The organism is Ensifer sp. LC384 (assembly GCF_001695865.1).
Taxonomy (GTDB): domain Bacteria; phylum Pseudomonadota; class Alphaproteobacteria; order Rhizobiales; family Rhizobiaceae; genus Ensifer.
In genome coordinates, this window is the sequence record NZ_MBST01000005.1 from 110,719 (window position 1) to 129,293 (window position 18,575).

General features: G+C 61.8%; 19 protein-coding genes. 6 read left to right on the plus strand and 13 right to left on the minus strand.

Annotated features, from left to right (window positions below):
• The 8 genes from BC363_RS07025 to BC363_RS07060 all read right to left on the minus strand — a co-directional run bounded on the left by BC363_RS07025 (nt 1) and on the right by BC363_RS07060 (nt 8,902).
• Complete coding sequence (locus BC363_RS07025; protein ID WP_065781248.1) at nt 1–1,347, minus strand: pyruvate dehydrogenase complex dihydrolipoamide acetyltransferase; 1,347 nt, start codon at nt 1,345–1,347, stop codon at nt 1–3.
• 15 nt (nt 1,348–1,362) lie between these two features.
• Entirely contained in the window at nt 1,363–2,742 is a 1,380-nt protein-coding gene (locus BC363_RS07030; protein WP_065781249.1) for a pyruvate dehydrogenase complex E1 component subunit beta, read from the minus strand.
• 17 nt (nt 2,743–2,759) lie between these two features.
• On the minus strand, nt 2,760–3,806 hold the full coding sequence (gene pdhA, locus BC363_RS07035) for a pyruvate dehydrogenase (acetyl-transferring) E1 component subunit alpha (protein ID WP_065781250.1): 1,047 nt from the start codon (nt 3,804–3,806) through the stop codon (nt 2,760–2,762).
• A gap of 136 nt (nt 3,807–3,942) precedes the next feature.
• On the minus strand, nt 3,943–4,263 hold the full coding sequence (locus BC363_RS07040; protein WP_065781251.1) for a septum formation initiator family protein: 321 nt from the start codon (nt 4,261–4,263) through the stop codon (nt 3,943–3,945).
• A gap of 143 nt (nt 4,264–4,406) precedes the next feature.
• Nucleotides 4,407–5,681, minus strand: a complete 1,275-nt coding sequence (gene eno / locus BC363_RS07045) for a phosphopyruvate hydratase (RefSeq protein WP_065781252.1) — start codon at nt 5,679–5,681, stop codon at nt 4,407–4,409.
• A 129-nt stretch (nt 5,682–5,810) separates the two neighbouring features.
• Nucleotides 5,811–6,653 (minus strand): 3-deoxy-8-phosphooctulonate synthase, encoded by an 843-nt coding sequence (kdsA, locus tag BC363_RS07050; protein WP_065781253.1) that lies wholly within the window; start codon nt 6,651–6,653, stop codon nt 5,811–5,813.
• Nucleotides 6,653–7,543, minus strand: a complete 891-nt coding sequence (locus BC363_RS07055; protein WP_065781254.1) for a VOC family protein — start codon at nt 7,541–7,543, stop codon at nt 6,653–6,655. The genes kdsA and BC363_RS07055 overlap by 1 nt, the downstream gene beginning before the upstream one ends.
• A 549-nt stretch (nt 7,544–8,092) precedes the next feature.
• The gene (locus BC363_RS07060) at nt 8,093–8,902 is read right to left on the minus strand and encodes a class I SAM-dependent methyltransferase (protein WP_141690248.1); all 810 of its coding nucleotides are present in this window, start codon (nt 8,900–8,902) and stop codon (nt 8,093–8,095) included.
• Nucleotides 8,903–9,444: 542 nt separating this feature from the next.
• Here BC363_RS07060 and BC363_RS07065 point away from each other — a divergent pair.
• The 6 genes from BC363_RS07065 (at nt 9,445) to BC363_RS07090 (ending at nt 13,146) form a co-directional block, all read left to right on the plus strand.
• Nucleotides 9,445–10,089, plus strand: a complete 645-nt coding sequence (locus BC363_RS07065) for a lysophospholipid acyltransferase family protein (protein WP_065781311.1) — start codon at nt 9,445–9,447, stop codon at nt 10,087–10,089.
• Nucleotides 10,086–11,036: a phosphatidate cytidylyltransferase gene (locus tag BC363_RS07070; protein WP_065781255.1), complete on the plus strand. Its 951-nt coding sequence runs from the start codon at nt 10,086–10,088 to the stop codon at nt 11,034–11,036. The genes BC363_RS07065 and BC363_RS07070 overlap by 4 nt, the downstream gene beginning before the upstream one ends.
• Entirely contained in the window at nt 11,033–11,419 is a 387-nt protein-coding gene (locus BC363_RS07075; RefSeq protein WP_065781256.1) for a hypothetical protein, read from the plus strand. Before BC363_RS07070 ends, BC363_RS07075 begins: the two co-directional genes overlap by 4 nt.
• A gap of 3 nt (nt 11,420–11,422) precedes the next feature.
• Nucleotides 11,423–12,076 (plus strand): CDP-alcohol phosphatidyltransferase family protein, encoded by a 654-nt coding sequence (locus BC363_RS07080; protein WP_065781257.1) that lies wholly within the window; start codon nt 11,423–11,425, stop codon nt 12,074–12,076.
• Nucleotides 12,077–12,220: 144 nt separating this feature from the next.
• Nucleotides 12,221–12,490 carry a metalloregulator ArsR/SmtB family transcription factor gene (locus tag BC363_RS07085; RefSeq protein WP_202618545.1) on the plus strand — a complete coding sequence of 90 codons (270 nt, stop codon included), beginning with the start codon at nt 12,221–12,223 and terminating at the stop codon, nt 12,488–12,490.
• A complete protein-coding gene (locus BC363_RS07090; protein ID WP_065781258.1) occupies nt 12,487–13,146 on the plus strand; it encodes an SdpI family protein in 660 nt (219 codons plus the stop codon). The genes BC363_RS07085 and BC363_RS07090 overlap by 4 nt, the downstream gene beginning before the upstream one ends.
• 78 nt (nt 13,147–13,224) lie before the next feature.
• On the opposite strand, the gene BC363_RS07095 is transcribed toward BC363_RS07090, so the two are convergent.
• The 5 genes from BC363_RS07095 to BC363_RS07115 form a co-directional block, all read right to left on the minus strand.
• Nucleotides 13,225–14,862 carry a CTP synthase gene (locus tag BC363_RS07095; RefSeq protein ID WP_083222735.1) on the minus strand — a complete coding sequence of 546 codons (1,638 nt, stop codon included), beginning with the start codon at nt 14,860–14,862 and terminating at the stop codon, nt 13,225–13,227.
• Between the two features lie 140 nt (nt 14,863–15,002).
• Entirely contained in the window at nt 15,003–15,473 is a 471-nt protein-coding gene (gene secG / locus BC363_RS07100) for a preprotein translocase subunit SecG (RefSeq protein WP_065781313.1), read from the minus strand.
• A gap of 134 nt (nt 15,474–15,607) precedes the next feature.
• Entirely contained in the window at nt 15,608–16,378 is a 771-nt protein-coding gene (gene tpiA, locus BC363_RS07105; RefSeq protein WP_065781260.1) for a triose-phosphate isomerase, read from the minus strand.
• Between the two features lie 130 nt (nt 16,379–16,508).
• Nucleotides 16,509–17,828, minus strand: coding sequence for a bifunctional class I SAM-dependent methyltransferase/GNAT family N-acetyltransferase (locus BC363_RS36310; RefSeq protein WP_065781261.1), 1,320 nt, complete (start codon nt 17,826–17,828; stop codon nt 16,509–16,511).
• A gap of 59 nt (nt 17,829–17,887) precedes the next feature.
• The gene (locus BC363_RS07115) at nt 17,888–18,430 is read right to left on the minus strand and encodes a GNAT family N-acetyltransferase (protein ID WP_065781262.1); all 543 of its coding nucleotides are present in this window, start codon (nt 18,428–18,430) and stop codon (nt 17,888–17,890) included.
• Nucleotides 18,431–18,575 lie beyond the last annotated feature (145 nt).

Here is an 18,575-nt window from a genome sequence, read left to right on the forward strand (position 1 = left end):
TCAGACCAGCATGCCCATCGGGTTTTCGATGTAGCGCTTGAAGGCTCCGAGCAGCTCGGCGCCGAGCGCGCCATCGACGCAACGGTGGTCGGTCGAGAGCGTGACCGTCATCACAGTGGCGATGACCATCTGCTTGTTCTTGACGACAACGCGTTCCTCGCCCGCACCGACCGCAAGGATCGTGGCATGCGGCGGGTTGACGACGGCGGCGAAGTCCTTGACGCCCATCATGCCCATGTTGGAGACCGCCGTGGTGCCGCCCTGATATTCCTCAGGCTTCAGCTTGCGGTCCTTGGCGCGCTTGCCGAGGTCCTTCATCTCGTTGGAGATGGCTGACAGGCTCTTCAGCTCCGCCTGACGAACGATCGGGGTGATCAGGCCGCCCGGAATGGACACGGCCACACCGACATCGGCATGCTTGTGCTTGACCATGTTGCTGTCGGTCCAGGACACGTTTGCATCCGGAACGTCGCGCAGCGCCAGCGCCAGCGCCTTGATCACCATGTCGTTGACCGAGAGCTTGTAGACCGGCTTGCCATCTCTTTCAGGGGATGCAGCGTTGAGCTGTGCCCGGAGCGCCAGGAGCGCGTCGAGTTCGCAGTCGACCGAGACGTAGAAGTGCGGGATCGTCTGCTTGGATTCGACGAGCCGCTTGGCGATCGTCTTGCGCATGCCGTCATGCGGCACCAGCTCGTAGGAACCAGGCTCGAACAGCTTGAGAACGGCGTCTTCCGACATGCCCTTGGCAAGCGGTGCGGCAACCGGAGCGGCAACACCTGCTGCTGGCGCGGCAGACGGCTTGACGCCGCCACCGGCAACAGCGGACTCGACATCCTTCTTGATCACGCGGCCATGCGGGCCGGAGCCGGCGATTGCCGAAAGATCGATGCCGGCATCCTTGGCCAGACGACGTGCGAGCGGCGACGAGAAGACGCGGCTGCCGGATTCCGTCTTGGTCGCCTGCGAAGCTGCCGCCACCGGCTGAGCTGCGACAGGAGCCGGAGCGCTTGCTGCAGCCGGCGCAGGGGCCGGCTCTTCCTTCTTTTCGGCCGGAGCCGGCGCCGCTGCGCCATTGCCGCCCTTGGCGGCCGCGGCAACATCTTCGCCGTCGGCTGCGAGAACTGCGATCAGCGCATTGACCTTGACGCCTTCGGTGCCGGCAGGAACGACGATCTTGGCGACGGTGCCTTCATCGACGGCCTCGACCTCCATCGTCGCCTTGTCGGTTTCGATCTCGGCGATCACATCGCCGGACTTGACCTTATCGCCTTCCTTGACCAGCCACTTGGCCAGATTGCCTTCTTCCATCGTCGGAGAGAGGGCAGGCATTGTGATGTTGATAGGCATCGAAGGGCCCTCCCCTTATTTGTAGCAAACGGCTTTCACCGCATCGACGACCTCTGCGACGTTCGGAAGCGCGAGCTTCTCGAGGTTCGCGGCGTAAGGCATCGGCACATCCTTGCCGGCGATCGTCAGGATCGGGGCGTCGAGATAGTCGAAGGCCTGCTGCATGACGCGGGTCGCGATCTCGGTGCCGACGGAAGACTGCGGATAGCCTTCTTCGACGGTGACCAGACGGCCGGTCTTCTTGACGGATTCGATCACCGTCGGCAGGTCCATCGGACGGATGGTGCGAAGGTCGATCAGCTCGACGTCGATGCCCTGCGCTTCCAGTTCCGCCACCGCCTTGACCGCGTAGGTCATGCCGATGCCGAAGGAAACGATGGTCGCGTCCTTGCCGACCTTGTGGATACGCGCCTTGCCGATCGGCAGCACGAAATCATCAAGCTTCGGCACTTCGAAGGAGTGACCGTAGAGGATTTCGTTTTCGAGGAAGATGACCGGGTTCGGGTCACGGATCGCGGCCTTCAGCAGGCCCTTGGCGTCGGCAGCCGTGTACGGCATGACGACCTTGAGACCCGGAATGTGGCTGTACCAGGCGGCATAGCACTGCGAGTGCTGGGCCGCGACGCGGGCCGCAGCACCGCTCGGGCCACGGAACACGATCGGCGCGCCCATCTGGCCGCCGGACATGTAGAGCGTCTTGGCGGCGGAGTTGATGATCTGGTCAATCGCCTGCATGGCGAAGTTGAAGGTCATGAACTCGACGATCGGGCGCAGGCCGGTCATGGCAGCGCCAACGCCGACGCCGGCAAAGCCATGTTCGGTGATCGGCGTGTCGATGACGCGACGGGCGCCGAATTCCTGCAGCAGCCCCTGCGTGATCTTGTAGGCGCCCTGGTATTCGGCGACTTCCTCGCCCATGACGAAAACGTCGTCGCTGGCGCGCATTTCTTCAGCCATGGCGTCGCGCAGAGCTTCGCGCACGGTCATCGTCACCATTTCGGTACCGGCCGGGATCGCCGGATCGGCGGCAACTTCGACCTTCGGCTGGGCGGCAACCGGTGCCGGTGCGTACGCCGCGGCGGCCGGTGCTTCGCTTGCGGCGGCAGCCTTCGGTGCTTCAGTCTTCGGTGCGGCGATATCGCCAGCGCCTTCGCCGTCCTGCAGCAGGACCGCGATCGGCGTGTTGACCTTGACGCCTTCGGTGCCGGCGGCGATCAGCAGCTTGCCGATCGTGCCCTCGTCGACGGCTTCCACTTCCATGGTGGCCTTGTCAGTCTCAATCTCGGCGATGACGTCGCCGGAGGAGACCTTGTCGCCTTCGTTCTTTAGCCATTTCGAGAGCGTGCCTTCCTCCATCGTCGGGGAAAGGGCGGGCATGAGAATTTCTACTGGCATGTTTGAACCTCCCCGGATCAAAGCAGGATATCGGTGTAGAGCTCGGATGCATCCGGCTCCGGATCAGCCTGGGCAAAGTCGGCGCTGTCGGCGACGATGTCGCGGACGTCCTTGTCGATCTGCTTCAGCTCGTCCTCGCTCGCCCAACCCTTTTCGGCCAGACGCGCCTTCACCTGCTCGATCGGGTCGTGTTCCGACCGCATCTTCTGCACTTCGTCCTTCGAGCGGTATTTCGCCGGGTCGGACATGGAATGGCCGCGATAGCGGTAGGTCTGCATTTCGAGAATGATCGGGCCCTTGCCCGAACGGCAATACTCGACAGCCTCGTCGCCAGCCGCCTTGACGGCGCGAACGTCCATGGCATCAACCTGGAAGCCGGGGATACCGAAGGAAACACCGCGCTTGGAAAAATCGGTCTGCGCCGAGGCGCGGGTGACCGAGGTGCCCATGGCATAGCGGTTGTTCTCGATCACGTAGATCACCGGAAGCTTCCACAGCTGCGCCATGTTGAAGCTTTCGTAGACCTGACCCTGGTTGGCCGCGCCGTCACCGAAATAGGCGACGCTGACATTGTCATTGCCGCGATAGCGGTTGGCGAAGGCAAGGCCGGTGCCGAGCGACACCTGTGCGCCGACGATGCCGTGACCGCCGTAGAAGTGCTTTTCCTTGGAGAACATATGCATCGAGCCGCCCTTCCCCTTGGAAAGACCGCTGCGACGACCGGTGAGTTCGGCCATGACGCCACGGGCGCTCATGCCGCAGGCCAGCATGTGGCCATGGTCACGGTAGGCAGTGATGACCTGATCGCCCTCTTTCAGGGCCATCTGCATGCCGACGACGACAGCTTCCTGGCCGATGTAGAGGTGACAGAAGCCGCCGATGAAGCCCATGCCGTAGAGCTGGCCGGCCTTTTCCTCGAAACGCCGGATGAGCAGCATTTCGCGGTAGGCTTTCAGTTCGTCTTCCTTGGTGAATTCGGCGATGGTGCCGCCGCTCAAGTCCTTCTTGGCCGGCTTTGCTGCGGTCTTACGGCTGGAGACGGACGCGTTTTTTCGCGGAGCCATTCATTCCTCCCAATGGTTAGCCTTTGACGGTTACCATAGGGAAAGAAAAGCGCCACAGCAATGCCATATTTGCATGGCTCGCATTCCGCACAAGCTATTGAATTTAAAAGCTAAATGTCAATTAACCGAATTTCGGTTAATTCGTCATGCGGTGGAAAATAACGATTTCGTCGCTGCGCGACATGTTGAGCGCGAGGCGTGCTTTCTCATCCAGCATGTCACGCTCCAGCGAACCGTCGCTCATCAGCTGGACCTCTCTTTCGAGGGTCGTACGCTGCCTGGTGAGCTCGTCCAGCCGTGCCTGCCGCTCAACGATCTGGCGATCGAATTGTTCCGTCGCCTTCAAGCCGTAGCCGCCGTGAATGGAATGATAGCCGAAATAGGAGAGAAAGGCGACCGCGATCAGCGGCACCACCAACCGACCTAGTTTCCGTTTCTTATGATGCCGTGTCCACATCCCGTCCGTACCCTGATACGCAATACAGAGATGAGACTAGCGGGCATTGATTAACCGACCGTTGACCATGAATGGCCGGATAAAGCAAAACCCGCTCACGGCGGCCGTGAGCGGGTTTAATTTTCAGCAATCGATCGAGGCTATCAGCCGCGCAGGATCGAACGGCCGGCGTACTTGGCCTGCAGACCGAGCTGCTCTTCGATACGGATCAGCTGGTTGTACTTTGCGAGCCGGTCGGAACGGGCCAGCGAGCCGGTCTTGATCTGGCCGCAGTTTGTGGCAACCGCGAGGTCGGCGATCGTCGCATCCTCGGTCTCGCCCGAGCGGTGGGACATGACGGCGGTGTAGCGTGCCTTGTGCGCGGTCTCGACGGCGTCGAGCGTTTCCGACAGCGAGCCGATCTGGTTGACCTTGACGAGGATCGAGTTGGCAACACCCATCTTGATGCCGTCGCGCAGGCGCGCGGAGTTGGTGACGAACAGATCATCGCCGACGAGCTGGCACTTGTTGCCGATGAGGTCGGTCACGGCCTTCCAGCCGTCCCAGTCGTCTTCCGCCATGCCGTCTTCGATCGAGAAGATCGGGTACCTGGCGGCGAGTTCCGCCAGGTATTCGGCCATTGCGCCCGGCTCCAGCGTGCGGCCCTCGCCTTCGAGCACGTACTTGCCGTCCTTGAAGAATTCGGTCGCGGCGCAATCGAGCGCGATGAACATGTCTTCGCCCGGCTTGTAGCCAGCCTTTTCAATCGACTTCATGATGAAGTCGAGCGCTGCCGGAGCGGAGGCCAGACCCGGCGCAAAGCCGCCTTCGTCGCCGACATTGGTGTTGTGGCCGTCGGCTGCAAGCTGCTTCTTCAGGGTGTGGAACACTTCCGAACCCATGCGGACCGCATCACGCATCGTCTCGGCACCGACCGGAACGATCATGAACTCCTGGAAGTCGATCGGGTTGTCGGCATGGGCGCCGCCGTTGATGATGTTCATCATCGGAACCGGAAGCACGTGCGCGTTCGGGCCGCCGACGTAACGGTAGAGCGGCAGGCCGGAAGCTTCTGCAGCAGCCTTGGCGACGGCCAGCGACACACCGAGGATGGCGTTGGCGCCAAGGCGCGACTTGTTGGCCGTGCCATCCAGCTCGATCATCGTCTTGTCGATCTGGATCTGGTTTTCCGCGTCGAGGCCACCGATCGCCTCGAAGATCTCGCCGTTGACGGCATCGACGGCGCGCTCGACACCCTTGCCGAGGTAACGCGTTCCACCATCGCGCAGCTCGACTGCCTCATGCGCACCGGTCGAGGCACCCGACGGCACGGCTGCGCGGCCGAAGCTTCCGTCTTCCAGATGGACGTCGACCTCGACGGTCGGGTTGCCGCGGCTGTCCAGAATTTCTCGGCCGATGATGTCGATGATTGCAGTCATGATCTCTTCCCTGCTTGAGGACGGTGGTGGGTCGGGCCTGTCATAAGCGAAGGCCCGGGAATTTCAATGGCGTGCAAGATGCAAAAACAACCGCGCCACCGGGGTTCATGAAAATTTCACGAGGCTGTCTCAGCCCTTGGCGACGGCATCAAAGGCCAGCAGCTTTTCGAGCAGCCGCGGCATGTCCTTCAGATGCACCATGTTGGGGCCATCGGAGGGCGCGTTGTCCGGATCCTCGTGGGTTTCGACGAACAGGCCGGCGATGCCGACGGCAACGGCTGCACGCGACAGCGTTTCAACGAATTCGCGCTGACCGCCGGTGGAACCGCCCTGCCCGCCCGGCTGCTGTACCGAGTGGGTGGCGTCGAAGACGACAGGCGCGCCGAGCGAGGCCATGATCGGCAACGAGCGCATGTCGGAAACCAGCGTGTTGTAGCCGAAGGACGCGCCGCGCTCGCACAGAAGCACGTTCGGGTTGCCGCTCTCGGTGAATTTGGCAAGCACGTTCTTCATGTCCCAAGGCGCCAGGAACTGGCCCTTCTTGACGTTGATGGTGCGGCCGGTCTTTGCAGCGGCCACCAGAAGGTCGGTCTGGCGCGACAGGAAGGCCGGGATCTGCAGGATGTCGACGGTCTCGGCGACGACTGGGCATTGCTCCTCGGTGTGGACATCGGTCAGGACCGGGAAGCCGAACTCCTTCTTGAGATCGGCAAAGATCTCCATGGCGGTGTCGAGGCCAATGCCGCGCTTGCCCGAAAGCGACGTGCGGTTGGCCTTGTCGAAGGACGACTTGTAGACGAGGCCGATATCAAGCGACTTGCACAGTTCGGCAAGCTTTCCCGCCATCATGAAGGCGTGCTCGCGGCTTTCCATCTGACAGGGGCCGGCGATCAGCGACAGGCGCTCCTTCTGCGAGAAGGCGACTTGGCTGGCACCTTCACCGACGACTACTCTGGCATTCGTTTCCATCATCAAGCTCCAAACGCGAAGATCACCCCTTGCCCCGCCATTTCGGGGACAATGAGGCGTCCGCCCATTTCTGAAAATTCGATATCGTTGCGCGCAAAGAGCGCGCGCGTCACTTCGAGGTCGGCGACACGGAAGATTACGGCCCGGCCGCGCAAGCCGCGCTCGGCGTCGCGAACCGAGCGGCCGAAGAAGGCTTCAATACCGGCAGCACTCAGAACCGAGATCTTGGCGTTCGTCGTCTCGATGTCCATGCCGAAGGAGTGAGCCGCGACTTCGCGCTCATCGACCGCCTCCTGCAGCAGGTATTGGAAATCGGTCGGGTTCGTCTCCGAAAGCACCACCTCGGAAATGCCGAGCACGCCGTTTTCGTGCCGTTCGAGCGCACCCCGGTCGGTCGGAAGGGCACGCACGCGCTGACAGCTGAACAGGAAGAAATCCGGCGAGCGCAGGTCGGCGGCAAAGGCCAGCCGGAAGGATCCGAGACCCTCCCGACCATCGGGTAGCCGCATCGGCCGGGAGAACTCCAGCATGTCGCCGCCGGAAATGCCACGGGCGCGAAACCGCATGTGATCGGCAGCAGCGTCCTCGGTACCGAGCACGATCGCCGAGAGGCCCTCCGGCCCCTGGCGGAAACGGAATGCCTGGTCGCGGGCAACGAAGGCGTTGCCGGCCAAGGCTGCCGCCTCGCATTCCTCGCGCGAAGCGACGGCAAGCGGCTCGAGATAGGTGTTGTCGGAGAAGAAAACGCAGGCGTTTTCGGTACCGAAGGGGTGGCGGGCATCCTCGGCCACCATGAAGCCGAGATCATTGAGGCGACGCCGTGCCTGTTCGAGCGTATCCACCGGCAGCACGAGGTGATCGAGCGGGCGGGTGGTGCGCTTGGAGAGGCTCATGGCGTGTTCCCTGATGGTTCGCCGCTGTTTGCAACTTTTGGCCGGCGAATGCAAGCCGGCTGGCGGCTATGGCGCCGATTGGCCGCTTGGCCCCAAGCATCCGCCGCAAACAGGAGCCGTCCGTGGCGGGCACCGCCCGCCGCAGATATATACTTGCCAGCAGGTACCGAACTGCCTGAGCGTTAGTAGAATCCCGGAGCCGCCGTGGCGTTGGCCGTATTCGAGGCCCCGAGACCGGGGGCGGACGTTTGGGGCTGTGCGTAGGTCGTATTGCTCGAGGGAGTAGTGGCACAGCCCGAAAGCCCCAATACGGCGATCGTCAAAGGCACAAACAACAAAGCTATGAAGCGCATACGTATCGACCCTTTCTTTAGTTGGAGAACAGAAAAGGATGAAATCGGTGGTTTGGGAAGTACGTAACAGTAACACGACGTAACACGGCGCCACGAGGAGCGCTGGGGACCGCAACCGCAGCGTCGCGTCGGCCGCTGCGGTTGTTCTCTTTCCGCCTGCGTTTGCGGCCCGAACAGCGAGATCGGGCCATCCGCGTCAAAGACCAAGATCGCTTTTGATGGCGCAGGTCGCGATAAAGGTCGGCACAAACCTGTCGATCACGAAGCGTGGCACAGGCTGCCAGTCTTCGTGGAAGCCAGCCAGCACGAAGCCGGCCCGCAGTTGACCATCGATCTGTTCAGCCAGGCTGTGCCCGAACACCAGGGCTTCGCCCCTGTCGATCTTGGACCGCACCGAGTCGGCAGCGAGATGTTCGGCCTCGACAAAGGGAAGCTGATTAACGGGGCGGATGAGGCCCTGTTCGGCATAGCTCGGGTCGCGGTCACCGACGAACACCACTGGATTGTAGAAGCTTGCAAGCAGCCGACCGCCCGTCTTCAGAACCCGGTGGCATTCGCGCCAGACCGGCTGGATATCGGGGACGTAGAGGTTCGATATCGGATGGAAGACGATGTCGAAGGTGCCATCGGCAAAGAGCGAGAGATCGCGCATGTCGCCCTGGACGACTTTCAGCAGCAGGCCTTCGCGCGCCGCCACCAGCCGGTCCTGATCGAGTTGCCGCTCCGAAATATCGAAGACGGTAACCTCGCCACCGGCCGCTGCCAGAATGGGAGCCTGCTGGCCACCGGCCGAAGCCAGGCACAGGATCTTCTTGCCGCGGATGTCGGGCAGCCATCCCTGAGGCAGGTCACCGGGCGTCAGCCGAGCCTGCCATTGTCCGTTACGGGCGGCGGCGATCAATTCCGGCGTGACCGGCTGAGACCATTCGCATTGCTGGCTCGCCTGCCTGTCCCAGGCCTGTCGGTTGTGATCGATGAGATCGAGATTGGAGGATATATTCTGCATAATCGGTCCCTGGAAACACGTCCAAATATGACCGCTCACGGTGGAGAATAGAGATCGGAGGCAAAAATACCTCGGCGTCTGTCCGTCTGTTGCGGATCGAGCAATGCCATTGTCCATCCCCTTCGCGAGCGAAGTTGAAGCGAATTCGGCTTTCACCGGGCATTACTGGCGCATTGGACGACGCTCCTCTTGTTGAGCTCGAAAATTAGCGGCGGAGTTGCAAGCGGTCAACGTCGGATGGAACCACTCTGCGGTCGAAGGCTGCGGTGCGACGTCGCATCGTTTTCCAGAGCACTCAAAAAACTACGGAGATCGAAGAAATTGAGCCGCTCGCACGTCATCATCCCAGGAGCGACTTCGGCCGCTTGTGAAGCGGAGGCAATCGCGTAAAGTCGGTCGATGCAGCCTGAGGTTACGACCGGTTGCAGGTTTGAGGGGCGACATTTGATCATTTCATTGCAGGGCGTGGGACGCATGCGGGCACGAGGGGCAACGCATCCCTCGACACCGGGATACCTTCAAGATGGGATCGAGGCGGAATGATTCGCGATTTGCTTGCCAAGCTCGCTTCGGTCGCCATCATGATGTTTGCGCGTGCGCTGACAGCTGCCCGCGCAATCTGGCACGAAACCGGCCTGCCGCCGAAACAGAGCATCTATTTCGCCAATCACTCCAGCCATGGCGATTTCATCCTGATCTGGGCTGTGCTGCCGCCCTGGCTGCGCGAACGTGCCCGTCCCGTCGCCAGCGCCGAGTATTGGCTGAAGTCGAAGCTGACATCCTTCATCGGCCGCGACGTCTTCGATGCCGTTCTGATAGAACGCGACCCCGCCGCCCGCACCAGCGACCCCGTCGAACAGATGGCAACGGCACTTGACGAAGGCGCGTCACTGATCGTCTTTCCCGAAGGTACACGCAACCAGACCGAGGCCAAGCTGCTGCCGTTCAAGAGCGGCCTCTATCACCTTGCGCGCAAGCGGCCGGACGTCGCCCTCGTCCCGGTCTGGATCAACAATCTCAACCGCGTGATGCCGAAGGGCGAGTTTGTTCCGATCCCGTTGATCTGCACGATCAACTTCGGCGAACCGCTGAGGGTTGAACCAGACGAGAGCAAGGAAGACTTCATCACCAGGGCGCAAGGCGCGCTGCTTTCCCTCGCCCCGGCACAGACGGACAACGACGCATGAGCACGACGACTTCCGACATGGTCACCCTTTTGCTCGGCGTCGGCGGTATCCTGCTGTTCGCCTCGTCGGTCGGTTATGTTCTGCAGCGCAAGCTCTCGCCCGATGGCTCCAATGGCGCGATCGAGAACCTGAATGCCCGTATCAAGGCCTGGTGGGCAATGGTCTTCCTGATCGCCATTGCCTTCCTTGCCGGACGGGTCGGGGTGCTGCTGCTCTTCGCCTTCTGCTCTTTTGCAGCGCTTCGCGAATTCATCACGCTCATCAACACCCGCCGCGCCGATCATTGGGCGATTGCCGCCGCCTTCTTCCTGGCCCTGCCGATCAACTACTATCTGCTTTGGGCGGAGGAATACGGCATCTATGCGATCTTCATTCCTGTTTATGCCTTCCTGCTCATGCCGATCATCGCCGTCCTGCGCGGCGACACGCAAAACTTCCTGCTGCGGATCTCCGAAGTCCAATGGGCGCTGATGATCTGCGTCTTTTGTGCCTCGCATGTGCCGGCACTGCTGACCCTGCAGATACCCGGCTACGAGGGACGCAATGTGCTGCTGATCGCCTTCCTGGTGATCGTCGTGCAATCGAGCGACGTGCTGCAGTATATCTGGGGCAAGCTCTTCGGACGCACGAAGATCGCCCCGAAACTCTCGCCGTCGAAGACGGTGGAGGGTTTTGCCGGCGGAGTTGCCAGCGCAACTCTGCTCGGCGCCTCGCTCTGGTGGATCACGCCATTTACGCCGCTTCAAGCTGGGCTGATGTCGTTCATCATCACGATGATGGGCTTCTTCGGCGGGCTGGTAATGTCGGCGATCAAGCGGGACCGCGGGGTCAAGGACTGGGGTCACCTGATCGAAGGACATGGCGGTTTGATCGACCGGCTTGATTCGGTCGTGTTCTCGGCACCGATCTTCTTTCATCTGACGCGATATTGGTGGTCGCTGACATGAGCAGCCGTCTGCGCGCCCTTGCCCGCAGCAGCATCGTCCATGTGCTTTTTGCGTTTCTGGCGATGGGCGGATGGGCATTGTTTGCCAACAGGCATCATGCAATGCCGCGACCGTTGATAGCCGGCTTGGTGCAGGGCGCGCTTTCAGCCGCGCTGACGCTATGCCTGAAATCGACGATCGAGGCGCTGTCTCTTCGTTTCCGCGGGGTCTTGCGGCTTTGGATGCCACCATTCCTCGCCTGCCTTGCCTCAATCACCATTCTCGTCGCCGTCCATGCGGCAACCGGAACACCGGAAATTCTCAAGACGATTGCCGTACCGCTGCTGGTATCGACCAGCTATGCGGTACTCTACAACTTTTCGATCAGTCGCAGGGGAACTTGAACAATGAAAGAAACCGGCGACCGCAGGCCCTTGGCCAGCCGCAACACCCGCTGGGCGCAGGCAATCGCCCGACGCCTCGCCTCAATGGCGATCACACCCAATCAGATATCGCAGGCGAGTGTGGCGGCCGCGGCCCTTGCGGGCCTTGCCTTCTGGCTAACCAGCGAGGCCCAGGACGGACTTCGCGCCCTGCTTTTCATCGCGGCTGCCCTGTTCTGCCAGATGCGTCTGCTCTGCAATCTTTTCGACGGCATGGTCGCCGTCGAAGGCGGCAAGGGAGGGCCGGACGGCCCGTTCTGGAACGAATTTCCCGACCGGATCGCCGACCTCTTCATTCTCGTCGGCGCCGGTTGTGGCATCGGCCTGCCCGCGCTCGGCTTTGCTGCCGGCGCCTTCGCCGTGCTCACCGCTTATGTGCGCGAACTCGGACGCGCCAATGGCGCGCCGAGCGACTTTTCGGGCCCGATGGCAAAGCAGCATCGAATGGCGGCGATCACGTTGGCCGCAGTCGTCTCGGCTTTCGAAGGGCTGTGGCTCGGCGATGGCGAAGTGATCCTCGTCGCACTTGTCGTCGTCTCGCTCGGCGCAGCCTTCACGGCACTGCGTCGCGCACGGCGGCAGACCGCCTGGCTGAAGGCCAAAGCCACAGGCAAATAGCGACTTCGCGGCGGACCGCATCCTTCAAACCGAATCCATTGACCACCGTCACCCCAAGCGTCTTGGCGTTCAACGGGCCTTCTCATTCGTGTTGACTCTAATTAGATAATTATCTAACCACTGAACGACAACGGATCATGGGCTATGCGGATCAACACCGTCTTCGAAGCACTTTCACACCCGGTGCGGCGACAAATTCTGACGCTGCTGAAAAGCGGCCCGAAGAGTGCGGGTGAGCTCGCCGGCCATTTCGATCTGACCAAGCCGACGCTTTCGGTGCATTTCAACAAGTTGCGCGACGCCGAGCTGGTCGCAGTCGAGCGCCGTGGCACGAGCCTGATCTATCATCTCAATATGTCCATCCTGGAAGAAGCCCTAGGCGGGCTTCTGGGCAAGAAGGATCAAAGGCCATGACATCTGTGCTGCGCTCTCCCCTGGTGTTGCCCTTGGCGGCCGCGCTCGTCGCGACGACGCTCGCCGGCTACCTCATGATCCTACCCGGAAGCGAACTTCCGATCCATTGGGGCGTCGACGGCAAGCCGGATGGGTTCTGGCCGCGCGACCGTGCGCTACTGATGGCGCCAATCAGTGCAACGATCGTTCTGGCGCTGGTGGCTTTCGCCGACCGCTTCGCACCCGGACGACAGGCCGGCCACCATGTCGCCGCCGCCGCGTCGACCGGCGTTCTTGCACTCTTTACGGCAATCCAGACCGTCATCGTGTTGATCGGCCTCGGGATCGACGTGTCGATGGTCCGCGTCATCGCGTTCGCCATGGGTCTGCTTTCAGTCGTCATCGGCAATGTGATGCCGAAGTCGCAACCGAACGGTTTCGCTGGCCTCCGCCTGCCGTGGACACTCGCAGACCCGGCCAACTGGGCGGCAACGCATCGCCTAACCGGTAGGCTCATGCTGATATCCGGCATCATGCTGATGCTGGCGGCATTGGCACTGACCGCCGGGCCATGGCTTGCAGCAATAGCGATCGCAGCGTTCGTGCTGCCATTCGTCGTCGGCAGCCTTTACAGCTACATCCTCTCACGCCGGCAAGGGCAGCCGTCACCTCGGTGACAGCGCGGCATATGAAGCCAAAACGAAAGCGGCCGGTCTCAAGGGACCGGCCGCAATTTTCAGAGCCGCGCTAACGGATCAAACGAGGCGCGACTGTTCGAGTGCCGCTTCGACGAAGCTCGCAAACAGCGGGTGCGGATCGAGCGGGCGCGATTTCAGCTCAGGGTGATACTGCACGCCGATGAACCACGGATGGTCCGGGTACTCGACGGTCTCAGGCAGAATGCCGTCCGGCGACATGCCGGAGAAGACGAGGCCACAGGATTCGAGCTGCGGCTTGTAGTCGACGTTGACCTCGTAGCGGTGGCGATGACGCTCCGAAATATCGGACGTGCCATAGATGTCCGCGATCTTCGTATCCGCCTTCAGCGACGCACGATAGGCGCCAAGGCGCATGGTGCCGCCGAGATCGCCGGACGCAGAACGCTTCTGCAGTTCGTTGCCCTTCACCCATTCGGTCATCAGGCCGACGACCGGCTCCTTGGTCGGACCGAACTCGGTCGACGATGCCTTGTCGATGCCGGCAAGGTTGCGTGCCGCTTCGACGACCGCCATCTGCATGCCGAAGCAGATGCCGAAATACGGCACCTTGCGTTCACGGGCGAAACGCGCCGCGTTGATCTTGCCCTCGGAGCCACGCTCGCCGAAGCCGCCGGGAACCAGAATGCCGTGCACCTTTTCAAGGTACGGCGCCGGGTCTTCCTTTTCGAAGACTTCCGACTCGATCCACTCGAGCTTGACCTTGACCCGGTTGGCAATACCGCCGTGATAAAGCGCTTCGATCAGCGACTTGTAGGCATCCTTGAGGCCGGTGTACTTGCCGACGATCGCAATGGTGACTTCGCCTTCCGGCGTGCGGATGCGATCGGCAACTTCTTCCCACGCTTCCATGCGCGGCTTCGGCGCCGGCTCGATGCCGAAGGCGGCAAGCACCTCGTTGTCGAGGCCTTCCTTGTGGTAGGCGATCGGCACGTCGTAGATCGAGGCAACGTCGAGCGCCTGGATAACCGCCGACTGGCGGACATTGCAGAACAGCGAAAGCTTGCGACGCTCGGCCTCGGGGATTTCGCGATCGGCGCGGACGAGCAGGATGTCAGGATGAATGCCCAGCGCCTGCAGTTCCTTGACCGAATGCTGCGTCGGCTTCGTCTTCAGTTCGCCCGCTGCCGGAATGTAGGGCATCAGCGTCAGGTGAACATAGACCGCGGTCCCGCGCGGCAGGTCGTTGCCGAGCTGGCGGATCGCTTCCATGAACGGCATCGCTTCGATGTCGCCGACGGTGCCGCCGATCTCGCACAGCACGAAATCATAGTCGTCATTGCCTTCGGTAACGAAGTTCTTGATCTCGTTGGTAACGTGCGGGATCACCTGAACGGTTGCGCCGAGATAGTCGCCGCGACGTTCCTTGTCGATGATGTTCTTGTAGATCCGGCCAGTGGTGATGTTGTCGGTCTTCGTCGCCGAGCGCCCCGTGAAGCGTTCATAGTGGCCGAGATCCAGATCGGTCTCGGCGCCGTCGTCGGTGACGAACACCTCGCCGTGCTGGGTCGGGCTCATGGTGCCCGGATCAACGTTGAGGTAGGGGTCGAGCTTGCGCAGTCTCACCCGGTAGCCACGCGCCTGCAGCAACGCTCCAAGAGCGGCCGCAGCGATGCCTTTTCCGAGGGAGGAAACCACGCCGCCAGTGATGAATACATATCGCGCCATGGGAGTCACCGGATACCTTTTAACAAACGATTCCGCCACCGAAAAATTCGTCTATCCGAACTTTTCCGTCTTCGAAGGGAATCAGATTTCACACAAAACAAAACCGGCGGATGGTGCCATCCGCCGGAGGGTTCTTCTGAATTGCGACCTTATTGGCCGCTGGGAACTTGCGATCCCGTATTGCTGTTGGCGCCGCCTGCGGGCGTTTCCGTTGTCGTGGCACCGCCGGCCGGAGCTTCGCCTGTCGTGGCGGGAGCCGGCGCCGTGGCGCCGTTGCCTGTTGCCGGCTGCTGGGTTGCGCCACCGGCCGGAGCCGTGGTGTTGCCGCCGCCGAGCGAATCGAGGACGCCGCCACCCGAGCTGGTGCCCGGAATACGGTCGAGGATATCGGTCGCCTGCGGCTGATAACGGGCGAGAATGCCCATCGCCAGGGCCAGAACGAAGAAGAGTGCCGCGAGGATCGCCGTCGTGCGGGTCAGCGCATTGGCTGTGCCGCGCGCGGACATGAAGCCCGAACCGCCGCCGATGCCGAGGCCGCCACCTTCGGAACGCTGAATGAGAACGACGCCGATCAGGGCGACGACGACCATGAGATAGATGACGAGTAGTACGGTCTGCATCAGCTTCCAGTCCTGCCCTTTGGGCAAACGAATCAAATCTTGCGCGGACTCGGGTTTTCCCGGGCGCAATTTTCGCGCCTCTTTATACCAACCTGCCCGCTATTCCAACCCCCTGTCCGGCCCGTGCCGGACAATCAGGCCGTCAAATCTTCATAAGCCCGGTAGATGGCGAGAAAGTCCTCCGCTTTCAAGCTCGCGCCACCGATCAGCGCTCCATCGACATTGGCAACGCCCATCAGTTCGCGCGCATTGGACGGCTTGACCGAACCACCGTAGAGAATACGCATCTTGCCGCCGGCATCGGCAAAGCGCGACACCAGTTCCTTGCGCATGAACGCATGAGCCTCTTCGACGTCCGCGGCCGTCGGCGTCAGACCCGTACCGATCGCCCAGACAGGCTCGTAGGCAATGACCGTGTTTTCCGCCGTGGCGCTGTCGGGCAAGCTTTCTGCGAGCTGACGCTTGAGCACGTCGAGCGTCTGGCCCGACTGACGCTCGTCACCGGTTTCGCCGATGCACACAATGGCGATCAGATCGGCAGCATGGGCGGCATCCGTCTTGGCGCGCACCAGCCCGTCATGCTCTGCATGGTCCGTGCGGCGCTCGGAATGGCCGACGATCACATGCGTGCCGAAGCAATCGGCAATCATCTCGGCCGAAACTTCGCCGGTATGCGCGCCGGACTGTTTCTGGTGGCAATCCTGGGCGCCGATCATCAGGGGGCTGTCGTCGCAAAGCGCGGTCGCCACATAGAGCAGCGTCGCCGGTGGGCAGATCAGCGTTTCGACCTTGCCCGACAGATCGCCCTTGACCCCTTCGGCCATCGCCTTGATCTGATCGAGCGAGGCGCGCGTTCCGTTCATCTTCCAGTTTCCGGCGACGAGCGGGCGGATGTCAGGCGTCATGAAATTTCCTCCGGGTCAGGACCTTTTTCTCCGGAAAGCGGCCTAGCAAATGCTGCCGGCAAAGGAAAGCATCCGTCGCGGAATATTCCGGCAGGACCAGGACGATCGGCCCTGCCGGCGGTCTCTCGCCTCAGGAGGCGCGAGCCATGTGGATCACCGCAAAGGGCAAGCCCTCGTCGTCAGTCTCCTGTCGGCCGGTCTCAACGAAACCGCGACGGCGATAGAATTCGACAGCACTCGGATTGTCGGCATAAACGCTGACCTCGAGACGACCGAGCCGCGTCGCCGCGTGCTCGATCAGCCCGCGGCCGACGCCGGCGCCATGGATATCGGGATCGACGAACAGGCCGCCGACAAAATTGCCGATCAGGCCGATGAAACCGGCCGGGCGGCCATCGACCTCGGCGACCCAATTGTCGGCCATCGGCAGGTACTTGTCGCGAACCATCTGCAACTGGGTGAGCAGGCGCTCCTCGCCGAGGAAGGGATGTCCGATACGCGAGGCGGACAGCCAGATTTCCGCCAGCCGGTCGCGATCCTCGGCACGGTAGGGCCGGATCACCGTTTCGCGCCGTGACCCTGCCGGTGCGGCCGTTATCGTCTTCGGTTTTTCTGCCGCGATCGCATACATCAGGGGAATGCTCGGCATGGCTTCGGGTGGCAGCATCCGCCCGCCGCCGGAATCGCGCATCCGCTCAAAGCCGGCCCAGCCGTTGGCATAGGGATATTCCTTCAGGCATTCGATCCTGAGACCGGCATCGATCAACGCCTGGACGACGTCGGCGATACCCCAGTTGAACTCGAACGAGGGGTGCGGATTGCGGAAATCCACGACGCCCTGTTCGTAGCCATCCGGCGCCAACCCCGTCCCGGACGCAGCGACATAGTCGCTAATGCCCGCTTCGCAGACCGGCTCTCTCGGCGCGTAGTCGTAACGCGGCGACCACTTATCATCGAAAACCATCGCAAACGGGTGGAACTCGACGAAGGCGAACCGGCCGCCGGGCTTCAGTACGGAAGTGATACCTCGAGCCCAAGGGCCGAGGTCGGACAGCCAGCAAATCGTGCCATAGGAAGAAAAAACCCGATCGAACGTCAGACCGCGCACTCTTGCGTCGTCAAACCAGTGGAAAAGATCGGCGCGCTCGAAAGTCGTGGCAATGCCGCTTTCGCTCGAAAGCCGCTTGGCAAAGGCGATCGCCTCGTCGGAAATATCGACGCCGGTCACCTTGGCGCCGAGGCGGGCGAGGCTCAGGCTGTCCTGCCCGGAGTTGCATTGCAGATGCAGCAGATCGAGGCCGGTCAAGTCGCCGAGCAGCTCGATCTCTTCGGGATAGAGCGTCGAACCGCCGTTGCGGAAGAACGCCGCTTGATCGCCCTTGTGGCTGTTGTGCGCGACGGTCGCCGCGTTCCATGAGAGCCGATTGGCCTCGTGCAGATCGTTTTGCATGTCTCTCTCGTCAAATATTCTGGGCGACGCCGGGTCGAGTGGCGCCAATGATCTCTCTTTCAGGCCGCAAACTTGAGCACAACCTCCGGTTCTTCGCCATGGCTGTCGCCTGTTGGAACAAAGCCCAATCCCTTGTAGAAACCTTCGGGGCTCGCCTCGCCCAAGCCGTAGCTGGTGTGTAGCTCGCGGATGCCGCGTGCCTTGAGGTCGCGTACGACAAGTTCGATCGCCTTCTTGCCGACGCCCTTTCCCTGAAACGGGCGAGCGATCATGAAGCGCCAGAGGTAGACGCCAGGGCAATCGACCCCGTCGTCCGCGAGCGGCTGGCGTAGCGAAAGCGTCCACTCCCGCACGAGTTTCGAAACGGCGATGCTTTCGCGGTGACGACCGACATCGTGGAGCGCGGCGCCGTAACCACCCCTGACCCAATAATAAAGGTCTTCGCCCTCAAAGTTCGCATCCGCCAGTTGCGCCGCCAGCCGCCATTGCTCGAGCGATTCCGCGAACCTATGCTCGGCCCCCAGCGCGATGCCGGCGTTGGCGTGCTTCAACACCACGTTTTCAAGTGGGATCAACTCGTATGTCGAGCTATTCTTGGTCATGACGAATGTTCCGCATTAAGTTGGTGCAACCACTCGGGCCAGCCAGTCGACTGCCCTGTGTCGAGCAAATGAGATATCCTTTCGCCGCATCAACATGATCGGCCTGCAAATTTACGGTATCGTCGGAGAATAAAAGGCGGGCCCA

Coding starts and splice junctions, on each gene's coding strand:
- BC363_RS07060 (WP_141690248.1), bottom strand. CDS start 8,902: ATGCAGAATATATCCTCCAATCTCGATCTCATCGATCACAACCGACAG.
- eno (WP_065781252.1), bottom strand. CDS start 5,681: ATGACTGCAATCATCGACATCATCGGCCGAGAAATTCTGGACAGCCGC.
- BC363_RS36310 (WP_065781261.1), bottom strand. CDS start 17,828: ATGCAAAACGATCTGCACGAGGCCAATCGGCTCTCATGGAACGCGGCG.
- BC363_RS07070 (WP_065781255.1), top strand. CDS start 10,086: ATGAGCACGACGACTTCCGACATGGTCACCCTTTTGCTCGGCGTCGGC.
- BC363_RS07030 (WP_065781249.1), bottom strand. CDS start 2,742: ATGCCAGTAGAAATTCTCATGCCCGCCCTTTCCCCGACGATGGAGGAA.
- BC363_RS07025 (WP_065781248.1), bottom strand. CDS start 1,347: ATGCCTATCAACATCACAATGCCTGCCCTCTCTCCGACGATGGAAGAA.
- BC363_RS07085 (WP_202618545.1), top strand. CDS start 12,221: ATGCGGATCAACACCGTCTTCGAAGCACTTTCACACCCGGTGCGGCGA.
- BC363_RS07075 (WP_065781256.1), top strand. CDS start 11,033: ATGAGCAGCCGTCTGCGCGCCCTTGCCCGCAGCAGCATCGTCCATGTG.
- BC363_RS07090 (WP_065781258.1), top strand. CDS start 12,487: ATGACATCTGTGCTGCGCTCTCCCCTGGTGTTGCCCTTGGCGGCCGCG.
- kdsA (WP_065781253.1), bottom strand. CDS start 6,653: ATGATGGAAACGAATGCCAGAGTAGTCGTCGGTGAAGGTGCCAGCCAA.
- tpiA (WP_065781260.1), bottom strand. CDS start 16,378: ATGACGCCTGACATCCGCCCGCTCGTCGCCGGAAACTGGAAGATGAAC.
- pdhA (WP_065781250.1), bottom strand. CDS start 3,806: ATGGCTCCGCGAAAAAACGCGTCCGTCTCCAGCCGTAAGACCGCAGCA.
- BC363_RS07055 (WP_065781254.1), bottom strand. CDS start 7,543: ATGAGCCTCTCCAAGCGCACCACCCGCCCGCTCGATCACCTCGTGCTG.
- secG (WP_065781313.1), bottom strand. CDS start 15,473: ATGCAGACCGTACTACTCGTCATCTATCTCATGGTCGTCGTCGCCCTG.
- BC363_RS07040 (WP_065781251.1), bottom strand. CDS start 4,263: ATGTGGACACGGCATCATAAGAAACGGAAACTAGGTCGGTTGGTGGTG.
- BC363_RS07115 (WP_065781262.1), bottom strand. CDS start 18,430: ATGACCAAGAATAGCTCGACATACGAGTTGATCCCACTTGAAAACGTG.
- BC363_RS07080 (WP_065781257.1), top strand. CDS start 11,423: ATGAAAGAAACCGGCGACCGCAGGCCCTTGGCCAGCCGCAACACCCGC.